Below are 13,393 nucleotides of genomic sequence, written 5' to 3'. Positions count from 1 at the left end.
ATCCTCTATTGTTTTTTTACTGTTTTACGACTTTGAAAAGCCGGGGCAGGCCCACATGCTCAAATCGTAAAAAGTAGGTGCCGGCTGGCAGGTCATACAAAGATACAATGCCGCGGGTAATTTCGCCATAGTTGACCAGTCGGGCATGCCGTACCGTCTGTCCTGAGGAATTGATAATCCGTACGGGCAGGAAATTGGTATTGTCCAGTCCGCGGATTTCCACCTGCACAAATCCATCGGTTGGGTTAGGATAAAGCTTCACTTCTTTTCCGAAGAAGGTGTGGCTCAGGGAGGATGTCATCTCGACCGTTACCAGCAGGCTTTGCTCACACCCTGCTCCGTCGCGTACCCTGATCGTATAGTTGCCGGGGGCTAGCCCTTCAAATAAATTACTGTCTTGAAAGGACCCATTGCCAATTTGGTAAGTCAGGTCGCCCTGCCCGCCGGACACATTGACCAGAATACTACCGTTTGGCTGACCTTCAGTAGCATTAGTGACCTCCGCCGACAGCTCAAGGGCGCAAGTGGCTAAGGTCACGAGTGTATCTGCCAGGCAGCCGTTGATGTCCCGGCCTACACATTCATAGGTGCCACCGATAAGATTGGAGAATACCGGGCTGCTTTGGAAAGTATCTCCACCGTTGATGCTGTATTCAAACTCTTCCAGGCCATTGGAGAGGTTGAGGATGATGCTGCCGTCCTCTGCACCAGGTGCAGATTCGTTAAGGATTGAGGCATCTATGGACAGCAGGCAGTTGAAGGTTGCACAGAAGGTACGCTGTGTCTGTGTTCCAAAGTTGATGTCGTCCCCAAGTTGGGCAAGGATGTTTCCTTCTCCATCAACGATTTCAAAATCACCGGCAGGCGGGCCGATCAGGCCGTCGCCCCAGCTGTCATAGAGGATAAACAGGTAACAGGCATCTGGCAGGCAAAATTTGGCTTCTTCCAGCGTGATTTGTTCCTGGTAGGGCCCTCCTTCGGCGATAATATTACCCATAAGGTCACGGATTTCCCAGGAGGTTTCCTCTGGATAGGAGTCTGTCAGCAGGCGCACGGTAACTTCCTGCCCATCGAGTACCGCTTCAAACTGTATTTCCCGGCTGTCGTTGGTCTGGTTTTCGTCATTGACCTCATTGGGGAAGCCCACGCTTACGGCAAATTCGTTGATGCCGTTGTTAAGCGGTGAAAGCTCAATAACGATGGTTTCTGTGGCTCCGGGAGCCAGACTGCCTTCCCATTCGATATCATCACCAATCATTCCATTTAGCCCGGTGGAGATAAAGGCAGAGAAGAGGGTGTCCACGCCGGCATTTTGAATGACAATCTCAACGAGGGCTGAGGTGTCACAGATATTCTGCTCCAGGCCCAGCACTTCGGCAATAGCGACATCATTACGGGGGAGCTGTTCTACCTGAACCCGGAGGGTATCATTAAAGTTAGCGGTATCCAGCGGGTGGCTGGTGAAAAGCAGAAAATCATAAGAGTCGATTGGCGTCATATTTACGGTTTCCGCAAACGTATGAAGGTACACGCTGTCTGAGGCGAGCGTATCCATAATGGTATCGGTGAAAACCATACCGTTTTCAAACTGGAAGCCAATGGTATAGCCAGACATAGGCTTGTAGCCAAAGTTCCGTACGGCAACCTGCACCGGTTCTGCATCAGTAAGGTAGCCGGAGGACTGCGGCGAGGTGAGGGCCTGAATGCCTACATCGTTGGAGTCCCGGCGGAGCTTTGCAGACATGATTTTGGTACTCCAAAGCCCATCCGGCCCCATGTATTCGCCGGTGAACCAGAAATCGGTACCGGTCAGGGGGTCGATGGCCATAGCCGCATAGTCCCCCCAGCGGGCGCCATTTTGTGAGCTCAGCCCTTCGGCAAATTCGTATTCTTCCACTGTCATAATGCCCAGGGGGTCTCCGTTGAGGCGGCCGGTGTAGCGCAGGGATAGCTCGCGGGTGGGCCCGCCAACGGAATAAGCCATGAGGATGTTGCCGTTGAAATCCATAGAAATCCCTCCGGCAAACCGGCTCAGCCCGTCATCTTTACTGTAGGTGCCCTCCTGGTAAATGGACCAGTCGCTGTTGCTGTTTTTTCGGAGCTCCATCCAGCGCAGCCCCGCCCGGTCCATGCCATCCACATCCACTGCGAAGTGGAGCAGGATGGATTCATGGGAACCGAAGTTGAGATAAGGCACCCGATGGAGGATGATGTCCTTAAGGCCGTCCACCAGTTGCCCGTTAGGTTGTTCTATGCAGTCGAAGAAGCTTCCATTAGGGCAGATTTCAGCATCAAAGGGTGCCCCAACCATATCTGAGGGGCCGGACACAAAGTTGGCGGCATCATCTGCCCAGTCGAGGTGGACTTCCCACAATTCCACTTTATCCTGCCCGCCATCCCAGGCATCATCGTACATTCTTACTACGTAGCCGGGTGCATCAGTAGGTGGAGGATTGTTGCCGTCCCAGTCTACCGGGGTAGCGACCTGGAAACCTCCGCCGGGGAATTTGGGGATGCCCAGGCGCTGCACACCGGGCGTTGCACCCTGAAGCATAGCTTCGCGCTCCAGGGCATAGATCGGCACATTATCATCAGAAGGCTCGTTGGTGGTGACGAGGTAGGCGTTATGCCAAATAGAATACTTGGGATAATCCGGGAAGCTTGGCGTTTGAAAGCGGTAGGCATACCACTCGCCCGCCGGGTCATCCGTTACTGAGACAGCCACGAGGAGGGCATTGCCCCCAAAATCCTGAAATTCCGAGATCATCCACCGTTCTGCGGCATGGTCCCAGAGCACGATGGGGTCGCCGAGGCCGGAAACACCAAACTCGGCCCAAAGTGCAGAGAGTGAAGGTAGGTTAAGGGTCAGGTTACCCTCAAGGTCATAGACGCGCAAAGTAGCTCCTCCGCTGGAGTTAGCCATTTGGATGTAGTGCTTGCCATTGAGGTCGCCGCAGGGGTCTGGAGGGGTAATTCCACCGGAGGCTGGCCGGTCGATGCCTTCGAATACGATAGACGGCTCCACCATCAGGTTTTGGCTGCGTAGTTGCTGGGCTTCGAATCTGGGGTCAGCGCCCTTGGGTAGTGCCGTAGCTGCGGCGTTGCGCGGAATATGCTGGCGCTGGGTGAAGTTTGGGATTTCCTTTGGAATCACCTTGCGGAGTTTGGCTTTTCCGGTGCGGTCCCGGCTGAAGTCAGCAAGTTCTGTAAGGGCAGGGCTTTTGCCTAAAAATTCAGCAGTGCTCCGCTCGGCGGGGAAAGTACGTTGCTGAGCCATTAATAGGGTGGGGAGGCTGAGCAGCAGCAAAAGTAGGGTTGTAGTCCGGTTTTTCATTATTCTTACAATGGTTTTGAGTGGGCAAGCGCAGTAGTGTATGGTTCGCTTTTCCCTGTTTTAAGACCTGAATATAGCAGATTGAAGGGGGCTCCGGGTAATTTGCTTTCAAAATTGTATTTACCTTTGCCAAAAATCTGAGCCAATGTCTAATCTAGCTGATGCTGTACTGGAAACGCATATGAATTTACCGGGCCAAACGGCGTTTTATCGCGGGAAGGTGCGCGATGTCTACACAGTAGGTGAAAAGTTGGTAATGGTTGCTTCCGACCGTATCTCTGCATTCGATTATGTACTGCCCTGCCCCATTCCTTACAAAGGGCAGGTGCTGAATCAGGTCGCCACCCATTTTTTGCAGGCTACAGCCGATATTGTGCCCAACTGGCTGGAGGCCGTGCCCGATCCCAACGTGGCAGTAGGGGCAGCCTGTGAGCCTTTTAAAGTGGAGATGGTGATCCGCGGCTACCTGGCTGGTCATGCCTGGCGGGAGTACAAGTCCGGCAAGCGCGAATTGTGCGGGGTCCCTATGCCGGATGGCTTGAAGGAAAGCGACCGGTTCCCGGAGCCCATTATCACCCCGGCGACCAAAGCCGAAGAGGGGCATGACGAGGATATCAGCCGGGAAGAGATTATCGCGCAGGGCATTGTGAGCGAAGCCGACTACATCCAACTCGAGCAGTACACCCGGGCGCTTTTTCAGCGGGGCACAGAGATGGCTGCAAAGCAAGGGCTGCTATTGGTGGACACGAAGTACGAATTTGGCAAGCGGGACGGTAAGATTTACCTCATTGATGAAATCCATACGCCGGACAGCTCCCGCTACTACTACGCAGAAGGGTATGATGAGCGGCAGCAACAAGGCGAGCGGCAGAAACAGCTCAGCAAGGAATTCGTGCGTGAGTGGCTCATGGCGCACGGCTTTCAGGGCAAAGAGGGCCAGATCATGCCCATTATGCCGGATGCATTCATTGAAGAAGTCTCAGCGCGGTACATTGAGCTCTATGAGCGCATCACCGGACTAACCTTTGAACGCACCGATACAACGGGCATTGAAGACCGCATTGAGCGCAATGTCCTGGCTTACCTGAAAAAAGCTTAGGCACTTACGCCCTCCACGTACCCCTTCAGGTATTGGAAGTGAGGGCCTAGTTTGCCGCCGGCTGCAACGGTAGCCCGCTCTATCACTTTGCTGTCCGGCTTCAACAGTTCGGGCAAAATATAGTCCATAAACTGTTGCCCAAAAGCCTTGGAGGCATCCCGGGGCAGCTCATTAGGCAGGTTGTCAATCGTCATCATGTCCACTGCATCAGGCTGATAAGGGGGCGTTTCGGTTCCGGTAGACGGATCAAAACCGAAGACGGGCTCCGGGATGGTACTGGGCCGCAGGGTTGAGGGGATGGAGGAAACCGGTGCAATATCGCAGGTTACATCCGCAATGACCTGAATGTTGAAGTCTGGCGCCTGCATATCTTCTTTTGTGAAAAAGGCGGGGGCTTCGTTGTCCCAGTAGATGCCATTGATCATCACGTCGGCCGCGGCAGCATAGGGCCCGAATATGCTTTTATAAGCAGCTGGGTTTTCGTAGAAATCCTGCTTTCGAAAGGGCTTTCCATCTTTGCGGGCAGCATAATCGGCGCAGGCCAGCACGGTGAATACGGCTTCGTCGTAGCTGTTGTTCAGGAAGTCATCAGGCTCCACTTCGCGCAGCCCCATATCGCGCAAAACGAGGGCCGCACCTTTGCCTACCCGTCCGGTACCGGTCAGCACGACCTTCATAGGGGGCCATTGCATCCGTTTATAAATTTGGCGGGCTTCGGCATAATCGAGGCAGTCTTTCATGCGGATCAGGTCGAACAGCCCGGTGCGCTTTCCGTACGTCAAAATGCCATTATGGGCGCCTACCATGCCAGCAAATTTACCAAAGGCAATCAGGCGCTTGCCCCGGTCATCGGTCAGGACTTCGTAGTCGATCAGGCGGATATTTTTTTCCAGGACCGCCTGCAGGAGCCTCCGGTTATAAGATTGCTCCTTGATGGTATGAGAGAAAAAGAAGTAAGTTTTGTTGGGGATCAGCTGGTCAACGGGCACTTCCTTGACGCCCATCAGTACCTGACAGGACTGCATATCCTCTGTCAGCCTTATGTTTTGGTGCCGGTAGGCCTCATCCGGGTAGCAGCGCCCCGGGGAAGGCTGAACGACGATATCCACACCTTCATACTTTCCCATAATGGAGGCACATTGTTCAGGAATGAGCGGAACGCGGGAGTCTGGCGGGATTTTACCCTCACGGATAATGCCAATTTTCATGAGCTATAATTTTGGTGACTGAAGGAGCTTTACTCCTCGTTTTATTTGGTTGCGGGTAAAAATATGGAAATCGGTGGGAACTGAAAGCAGGCAGGGCGATTATTCTGTTTCCTGTTTTTTGGCCAAGAGATACACCAATAGGCAAACAGCAGTATATCTTTTTGATTTACAAGGGTATGCCAAATATTTTTATAAAAAAAAACAGCATGTTGCCGTTATGCTGCAGCGCTTTGAAAGCCCTTGGTTTTGAGATACCCTGATTTACACTTTCTATCATAACATATTTCTTCCCCTGTTTCGGTACAAGAGCAATATCGGTTATCTGATGTATGTGGCAGATGCTTTTGGGGATTTATCAAGTGTGGCTATCTTTTTTTCAGGAACTTTGGGGCAGGCCATGTCAGATCGGCTGAGGTTCTTCACAGCAGGGGTATTTTAATCCTGCTTCTCGGTGTGCTGGCATTGGTGTGCTTTAAGCGAAAGGAACAAAGCTTATCGACACCGTTTTATGGTCTGAAACCTGCTTTATCATAAAACAAAACACCATCATGAAAAATCAACTGATTTTTTTCGTTCTGGCAATTTTTGCAGCAAGTTGCAATACGCAGGCATCAAAAGAAGCGCCCGCTGCTGCGCCGGTCACCCGCATTGCCTTTGGTTCCTGTGGGTATCAGGATCAGGTGCAGCCTGTGCTGCGGCTGGCGGCAGCGCAACAGCCTGATGCCTTCGTCTTTCTGGGCGACAATATTTACGGGGACACGCACAATATGGACACCCTCCGCAATAAGTACGAGCGATGGATGGCTAAGCCGGAGTATCAGGCGCTGAAAGACAGTACCACCATTTTGGCCACCTGGGATGACCACGACTACGGCTGGAATGACAGCGGGCGGCACTATCCGGAAAAGGAGTTGTCCAAGGCCATCTTTCTGGATGTCTTTGAAGTACCGGAAAGCGACGAGCGTTATACCCGCCCCGGGATTTACACGGATCACATGCTAAAAGCTGGCGACAAAACCGTTCAAATCATCCTCCTTGACACCCGCACCTTCCGGGATGATGTACGCCCTTACGAAGGGCAGGAAGTGGATACGGTAGCTTTTCACTACGAGCTTGGGTACTGGCCGTACGAAACGAAAGATTCCACGATGCTGGGCGAGGCGCAGTGGGCCTGGTTGGGCAAGGTACTGGAAAAGTCAGCGGATCTGCGGGTTATTGCCAGCAGTACGCAGTTTGGGATAACCTATAATGGCTATGAAGCCTGGGCCAACTTCCCGCACGAGCAGGAGCGCATGCTGGAACTCATCAAAGCCAAAAAAGCCAATGGCGTCGTCTTTATTTCCGGGGATGTCCATTACGCGGAGGTGTCTAAAGTGTCTTATCCGGGCTTGTATCCGATCTATGATGTCACCTCAAGCGGTATCACCTCTACCTGGGGTTTTGCCACACCCAACGACAATCGTATTCAGGGCCCGGTGATGGAGAATCACTTTGGCTTGCTGGAGATGGATTGGGGAAAAGAGGAGCTGCACATGAAGGTTATCGATGTGGCAGGGCAGGAACGCTTTACGGAGACGGTTAGCTATGATGAATTGAAGAGCTGGTAATTGCTTTGGAATATTGATGGTGGGCATCCTTGAAGCTTGATCGTCCCCCGAAGCTGCTCAGAAGTTCGGTTTTTTCAATAAAAGAAGTGTAGTCATAGATGTAATCTTCATAAGAGCTGTAGGACCAATGTTCCGGGTGTTTTACGAATCCGTGATGTACAGGATTGAAGTGAATGTAAAGGCAAACCCTTCTTAGGTAAGCTTCGTTGTCGATGAGTTTTCGTTTTGTGTTTTGCTGAAGTAGGCTACCCCTGCGCTTGTATTTTTTGTTATAGGCTTTGGCATAACCGATCATCAATTTTGACAATTGCCGGTGCACTATGAATCCTGCTTGGTTTTCCATTGATAGGTTCTTAATGGTAGAACTAATGCTCTGTGTGCCATCTTGATCTTTGTTGTACTGCATTATTGTCCCCTCGTCTTTGAGGCGGATTAACAGGTGAAAGTGATTTGGCATAAGGCACCAGGCAAGAATTTTAAGCACCGGATGGGTTCGTTCTACCAATTTAGTCATGAAGTAGCGATAATTGTCTGGTTCGCGGAAAAGGTTTTCGCTGCCATTGGCTCTGTTGTAAATGTGGTAGGCTTCACCGGGAATTAGAGGGTCTTTATGCATGGTTTTGGGGTTGGGTTCTATCTATATGTCGTGGAAAGTGGAAAATTCCATAAATCAGGGTAGTATTTTTTTTGCTCCCCCCAGACCGTGGAGGTTTTTTAAACCTCCACGGTCTGGGGGGAGCTAATAATGAACCAAATCCCCCCTTCAGAGGTCATTAATAAAAAACTTTGAAGCTATGAAGATAAAAACAATGTTAACCCTGGCGCTCTTTAGCCTCTTTTTCAGTAGCTGCGTTGTTATCCGCCCCGGTGAAGTGGGTGTGAAACAACGCCTCGGCAAGATCAGCAATGAAGCGCTATCAGAAGGCCCGAGGGGCTATAATCCTTTCACTACCAGTATCGTAACCCTGCCTACGCGAACCGTCAACCTGGAGATCAAAAGCAATTTGCCATCCAAGGAAGGACTGACCATTACTTCGGTGATGTCCATTTTGTATCGTATCCGCCCTTCCAGTGCCCCTACTTTGCTGAGGGATGTCGGCCGTGCGTATGAGAGCGAGATTATCCTGCCGGTTTTCCGTTCGGCAGCGGCGGATGTCAGCTCCCGTTTTCTGGCCAAGGATATGCACTCGGGCGAACGCTCAGTGATCGAAGCTCAGATACGTGACAGAATGGCCGAGATCCTGGAGCCCAAAGGGCTGATCGTTGATAATGTGCTGATGAAGAGCATTGTCCTGCCAGCCGGGCTATCCCGTTCCATAGAGGAAGTTTTGCAGGCAGAGCAGGATGCACAGCGTATGGAGTTTATCAAGCAGCGGGAGCAGCTCGACGCGGAGCGGCGGATTATTCAGGCACAGGGCGAGCGGGATGCTGCGGTCATTCAGGCGGATGCAGAACGGCAGCGGGTGGAAATACAGGCAGCGGGTGATGCAGCCGCTATCCGGCTTCAGGCGGAAGCACAGGCAGAAGCCAACGCCAATCTGCAACAATCCCTCACCGATGAGGTGCTCCGCAACCGGGCGATTCAGGCCTTTTTGGACATGGCGCGTTCGCAGAATACGAAAATTATCATCACCAATGGAGAGTCTCCCTTCCTGGGTTTGCCTGCCGAGGAACTGAATGTCGGGAATTAGAAAGATGATATGACCGTTACGCCACTTCAACACTGGCGCAACGGTCATATTTTTTCATATAGACCTGCAATTATTCTTTACTTATCAGGCCAAATCCATTAGGGTTCAGATGGAATGTTCAGCAGTTGCATTATGCGGCTGTGAACGGCTGTATTGTCAAGTGTGCCGGTAAATTGCTCTGCTCCGGGGCCGTAGGCAAAGCAGGGAATGGCAACGCCGGTGTGGTCGTTGGTGCTGAAATGCCCTAAGACCCAGCCGTCTTCCAGGTTGCCGTCCAGCAAAGACAGCCCGCCAGTCTCGTGGTCTGCCAGCACGATCAGCAGGGTTTCCGGATGGGTGTCGATAAAGCGTAGGGCCCGGGCTGCCGCTGCGTCGAGAGACAGGGCTTCATCAACTGTCATTTTCATATCATTGCTGTGGCCCCCACCGTCTACGCGCCCGGATTCGGCGACCAGAAAGAAGGGGTTGTCTGGCTGATGCAGAAAAGCCAAAGCATCTTCCAGCAAGTTGGCAAAAGCTTGTCTCGAGACTTCACTGCTGTCAGCTTTGAAGGTGTCTGCTGGAAAGATAACCACCTGACTGGAGTCGCTATCCACCCGGATGCGGTCAGTCAGGAGTTGGCGGCCTGTTGCCTGTAGTGTATCAAATGATTCTCCGAAGAGCTCCAGAAGGGCATCGCCTTCGCCGGCCAGCAAATGTAATGGAGCCCGGCGCATACTGCTTACGATTTCCCGGATTTGATCGCGCTCCGGCACCTGCGCATAGAATGCCGCCGGGGTGGCATCTCCTATATTTACGGAAGTGATAACGCCGGTGCGGTACCCTGCCTCTTGTAATCGTTTGGGCAGTTGGGGGAGGGGAGTATGGTCAGTTGCGACACCAATTTTGCGGTTGTCGGTTTTTTGCCCGGTGGCGTAGGCGCTCGCACCGGCGGCGGAATCGGTGCAGTAAGCATCTGCACTGCGCGTGTGTACCCGTCCGGTATGTTTTAGGTTGAAAAGCGTGAGCTGCCCGGCATTGGCCGTGTAGGCGGCATAAAGCTGGCTCAGCCCGGTGCCATCCCCGATGAGGAGGATGATGTTTTTTGGGGATGCTGGAAAGGTAGAATTTTGGGGCGTGTAGGCTGATTGGGGCAAAGGGTTGTGGTAGAAGCTTTTGGCGTACGCCTCTACGAAATGCCGGGCCCGGTCTACTTCGTCTGTACCAATGATGTCCACACCGTTTTTGATGAGTAGCTGCCAGGAGGAGGGAGTGTCCGGAGTACCCCAAAAGCGGAAGGGCTTGCCTTGCTCATGAGCACGCGCAACGATTTCTTCCAGGATCCGCTGCCGGTCGGGCGTAAGCTGCCCCTTGCCATTCCAGGAGGCAACGTCGTCTACAGGGATGCCGTCAACGCCACTGGAGGCTATCAGCTCTCTCTACAGGAAGTACTGGCTTCTGCGGCCGGTAAGGAAAAACGGGGTGCCATTGCGGGGCTATTGGGCAGGAACGGCACAGTGGCCGGGGAGCAGGTAGATGCGGCCTATCAATCCTTCAAAACGGCACTTGAAACGGCTTATGCCAATCTGGATTTAAAACCCATCATCGGCGCAACAAGCTTTCTGAAGCAATTGCGTAGCGCTGGCATTAAAGTGGTGCCCAACACCGGGTACAATGCGGCCACCGCTCAGTCGCTGAGTGACAAAATGGGCTGGAAAGCCGGTCAGGAATATGACTTGCTGGACACCGCAGATCAGGTAACGCAAAGCCGCCCCGCACCGGATATGATCGTACTGGCGCAGGCTAAGCTCGGTATAGCATCTGCGCAGCATATTATAAAAGTAGGGGACTCGGCTATTGATATTGAGGAGGGCAAAAATGCCGCCTGTGGCTACACGGTAGGCGTAACCACAGGCGCACAGACTGCTGCTCAAATTAGCGAAGCAGGGCCTGACTTCATTATTGACCGCCTGGAAGACCTGAAACTTAGGCTTCCGCTTTCGCTTTGACCTTTGCTGTGGCCTTCTCCTCTTTGGAGTCGGTTACAGGCAGGCCTGCCGCTTCCGCGTAGGCTTTCTTGTTCAATGTCAGGTTGGGGCTGCCAAAGAGAATCTTATACCAGGCTTTGGGAGACCGGTAGGTCGATAGGTCCTTGACGATGTCTATGGCTTCGTGGAAGACCAGGTAAACGGGGTTGTAAGAACCAACAGGCTTCAGTATGCCATAATCCGGCGTTTCCTCCTCCTCTGTAAAGGTGCCGAAAATCCGGTCCCAGATAATCAATGTGGAGCCGTAGTTCTTGTCCAGGTACTTCTCATTCGTAGCGTGGTGGACCCGGTGATGGGACGGCGTGGTAAAGATAAATTCAATAGGGCGGGGCAACTTTTTGATCAGCTCGGTATGCAGCCAGAACTGGTACAGGACTTCGATTTGGTGCACGATAAAGAATACCACAGGGTGAATGCCCATCAACGCGATAGGCAGGAAGAAGATGATTTTCAGTTGCTGAATCCAGGAAAGCCGGAAAGCAACCGTGAAGTTGTACTGCTCGGAGGAGTGGTGCGTCACGTGCGTGGCCCACCAGAAACGTTGCTCGTGCGCTACCCGGTGCGCCCAGTACCGGCAAAAATCCAGAACGACAAAGCAAAGCGCAAAGGACCACCAGGTAATGGGGATGCTCCATGGGACCAGATTATAACATACCAAGACCAGTCCGAAGGTAAAAACCTTTGTCAATGCGGAGGAGATAATATTGCCTATGCCTACGGCAGTAGCTGCAAAGGCATCTTTGGTGTCATAGTTGCGGCGCAATTTCCGGATCCGGATAAAGTATTCTACGAAGACCAACGCAAACATTACCGGGGCTGCGTAAATAATTATAGGAGGCAAGTCCATTGCGAAGACTTGCTCCAGGGTCAATTTTGGTTCGTTCATTTCCTGTTATTTGATAAGATTGATAGCCGAATATGCAAAGAAGGCCCTAAATACATGGAATCACAAAGATGTAGCGTAGAAATTTTGTCAACTAAGGCGGCTTGTACGAAATCAAACCTCAATAGAAAAAACGGGCGCTGCAACTTTTCGGCTTTTTAAACGCCTTTACGATAGTATGATGCATGATTACCTCTTCAACCCTTATTCCGGGCCCAGGTTCGTTGAATTTTTCTGGATGCTAATCTAAAAAATTGGGGGTTGAAGGCGCCTAACCGCATCTTTGAACCATAAAACAACCCGACACCGGGCCTTTAGCTCAAAAAGCTGCAGGCTCAAATTTTTGAAATCACCACGACAATCTGAAATTATGAAAACCATTTTTAGAACCCTGCTATTAGTCATTTGCCTGACCCCAATCGGGCTTAGCGCAGGAACACCTACCTTGTTTGACCAGTTTGGGCATACCGAGCTGCTGAAGCTGGAATTGGAGTTCAGCCTTGACACCATGTACGCCAAAGTGGATACCAATGAAGAGTACCCGGCCATCTTCCGCTACCAGGATGCGCATGGAAAATGGGTGGAACTGCCCAGCGAGATCCGCGCCCGTGGCCGCTACCGCCGCCGGGTATGTGATTTCCCGCCGCTGAGAATTGACTTTTCCAAAAGCGATCTCAGAGCTCGCGGGCTGGCAGAACACGATGATATGAAACTGGTCACCCACTGCCAGACCGGCAAAAAAGGAAAAGAAGCAGTCCTGCGGGAGTACCTCGTCTACAAAATGTACCAGGAATTATCCGATCATGCGCTTCGGGCACAATTGGTCGAAGTGACTTACAAAGACACAGAAAGTAATCAGGAACTGGTCAAATACGGCATTCTGCTGGAGGACATCGACGAACTGGCCGCCCGTAAGGCAAGTGTGGAATGTGACGAATGCTTTGGCTTGTCTACTGTCGAGTTTCAGCAGGAGAACCTGCGCACCCATGCCATGTTTCAGTACATGATTGGCAACGTAGACTGGTCTATCCCCATGTCGCGCAACCTCAAAATCCTGAAGCCTGTGGATGGCGGATTGAACACGGTCGTCCCCTACGACTTTGACTTTTCCGGCATCGTGAACGTAGGCTACGCTGTGCCAGCCCGTGATATTGGGCAGCACAAGGTGGGCGAAAGGGTTTATCTGGGCGCTGAACTCAGCAGCAGTGAATTGCATTCGACTGTTCAGCTTTTTAAGTCCAGGCAAGGCAATTTTGAGGCAATGGTAAGTGATTTTGACCTGCTGAGCCGTAATGACAAACGTGAAATACTGGAATACCTTCAGTCTTTCTACACTGCTCTGGACAATGGCACCGTTTGCGCTGAGTTCACAGCGAAAAACTGCCCCACTGTGCCGGGGAAGTAGAGGGAGCAATTGAGCAAAAGTAAAACAAAAGCCTGCCCGGCAAACTGTGGGGCAGGCTTTTGTTTTTGCATGGCATGCAAATCTATTCCGAAGGGCTGAAGGAAGCCCTGGCAAGTAGGATTTACGCAGCGCGAGCGAA

11 protein-coding genes are annotated in these 13,393 nt (G+C 52.0%); 6 read left to right on the top strand and 5 right to left on the bottom strand.

Annotated features, from left to right (window positions below; all coding sequences use genetic code 11):
* Nucleotides 1-16: 16 nt before the first annotated feature.
* Entirely contained in the window at nucleotides 17-3,334 is a 3,318-nt protein-coding gene (locus ACO08I_RS08025) for a T9SS type A sorting domain-containing protein (RefSeq protein WP_421949016.1), read from the bottom strand.
* A gap of 145 nt (nucleotides 3,335-3,479) precedes the next feature.
* On the opposite strand from ACO08I_RS08025, the gene ACO08I_RS08020 reads away from it, so the two are divergent.
* Complete coding sequence (locus ACO08I_RS08020; protein ID WP_421949015.1) at nucleotides 3,480-4,433, top strand: phosphoribosylaminoimidazolesuccinocarboxamide synthase; 954 nt, start codon at nucleotides 3,480-3,482, stop codon at nucleotides 4,431-4,433.
* Here ACO08I_RS08020 and ACO08I_RS08015 read toward each other — a convergent pair.
* Nucleotides 4,430-5,641 carry an NAD(P)-dependent oxidoreductase gene (locus tag ACO08I_RS08015; RefSeq protein ID WP_282775884.1) on the bottom strand — a complete coding sequence of 404 codons (1,212 nt, stop codon included), beginning with the start codon at nucleotides 5,639-5,641 and terminating at the stop codon, nucleotides 4,430-4,432. The two genes, ACO08I_RS08020 and ACO08I_RS08015, sit on opposite strands and share 4 nt — an antisense overlap.
* 256 nt (nucleotides 5,642-5,897) lie before the next feature.
* Here ACO08I_RS08015 and ACO08I_RS08010 point away from each other — a divergent pair, with 256 nt between their 5' ends.
* On the top strand, nucleotides 5,898-6,080 hold the full coding sequence (locus tag ACO08I_RS08010) for a DUF5690 family protein (RefSeq protein ID WP_421949714.1): 183 nt from the start codon (nucleotides 5,898-5,900) through the stop codon (nucleotides 6,078-6,080).
* 109 nt (nucleotides 6,081-6,189) lie between these two features.
* Entirely contained in the window at nucleotides 6,190-7,248 is a 1,059-nt protein-coding gene (locus ACO08I_RS08005; protein WP_421949014.1) for an alkaline phosphatase D family protein, read from the top strand.
* Here the strand turns inward: ACO08I_RS08005 and ACO08I_RS08000 are convergent.
* Nucleotides 7,220-7,864, bottom strand: a complete 645-nt coding sequence (locus ACO08I_RS08000; RefSeq protein ID WP_282775888.1) for a hypothetical protein — start codon at nucleotides 7,862-7,864, stop codon at nucleotides 7,220-7,222. The two genes, ACO08I_RS08005 and ACO08I_RS08000, sit on opposite strands and share 29 nt — an antisense overlap.
* A gap of 178 nt (nucleotides 7,865-8,042) precedes the next feature.
* On the opposite strand from ACO08I_RS08000, the gene ACO08I_RS07995 reads away from it, so the two are divergent.
* The gene (locus ACO08I_RS07995) at nucleotides 8,043-8,939 is read left to right on the top strand and encodes a prohibitin family protein (protein ID WP_282775890.1); all 897 of its coding nucleotides are present in this window, start codon (nucleotides 8,043-8,045) and stop codon (nucleotides 8,937-8,939) included.
* 98 nt (nucleotides 8,940-9,037) lie between these two features.
* On the opposite strand, the gene ACO08I_RS07990 is transcribed toward ACO08I_RS07995, so the two are convergent.
* Complete coding sequence (locus tag ACO08I_RS07990) at nucleotides 9,038-10,156, bottom strand: alkaline phosphatase (protein ID WP_421949013.1); 1,119 nt, start codon at nucleotides 10,154-10,156, stop codon at nucleotides 9,038-9,040.
* A 75-nt stretch (nucleotides 10,157-10,231) separates the two neighbouring features.
* On the opposite strand from ACO08I_RS07990, the gene ACO08I_RS07985 reads away from it, so the two are divergent.
* On the top strand, nucleotides 10,232-10,927 hold the full coding sequence (locus ACO08I_RS07985) for an HAD family hydrolase (protein WP_421949012.1): 696 nt from the start codon (nucleotides 10,232-10,234) through the stop codon (nucleotides 10,925-10,927).
* Here ACO08I_RS07985 and ACO08I_RS07980 read toward each other — a convergent pair.
* Nucleotides 10,905-11,852: a sterol desaturase family protein gene (locus tag ACO08I_RS07980; RefSeq protein ID WP_421949011.1), complete on the bottom strand. Its 948-nt coding sequence runs from the start codon at nucleotides 11,850-11,852 to the stop codon at nucleotides 10,905-10,907. The two genes, ACO08I_RS07985 and ACO08I_RS07980, sit on opposite strands and share 23 nt — an antisense overlap.
* A 367-nt stretch (nucleotides 11,853-12,219) precedes the next feature.
* On the opposite strand from ACO08I_RS07980, the gene ACO08I_RS07975 reads away from it, so the two are divergent.
* Nucleotides 12,220-13,254: a hypothetical protein gene (locus ACO08I_RS07975; RefSeq protein ID WP_421949010.1), complete on the top strand. Its 1,035-nt coding sequence runs from the start codon at nucleotides 12,220-12,222 to the stop codon at nucleotides 13,252-13,254.
* Nucleotides 13,255-13,393: the final 139 nt, after the last annotated feature.

The organism is Phaeodactylibacter xiamenensis, assembly GCF_965229835.1.
Lineage (GTDB): Bacteria > Bacteroidota > Bacteroidia > Chitinophagales > Saprospiraceae > Phaeodactylibacter > Phaeodactylibacter xiamenensis.
The sequence above is the reverse complement of the archived record's forward strand: the minus strand, read 5'-3'. Positions and strand labels throughout refer to the sequence as shown.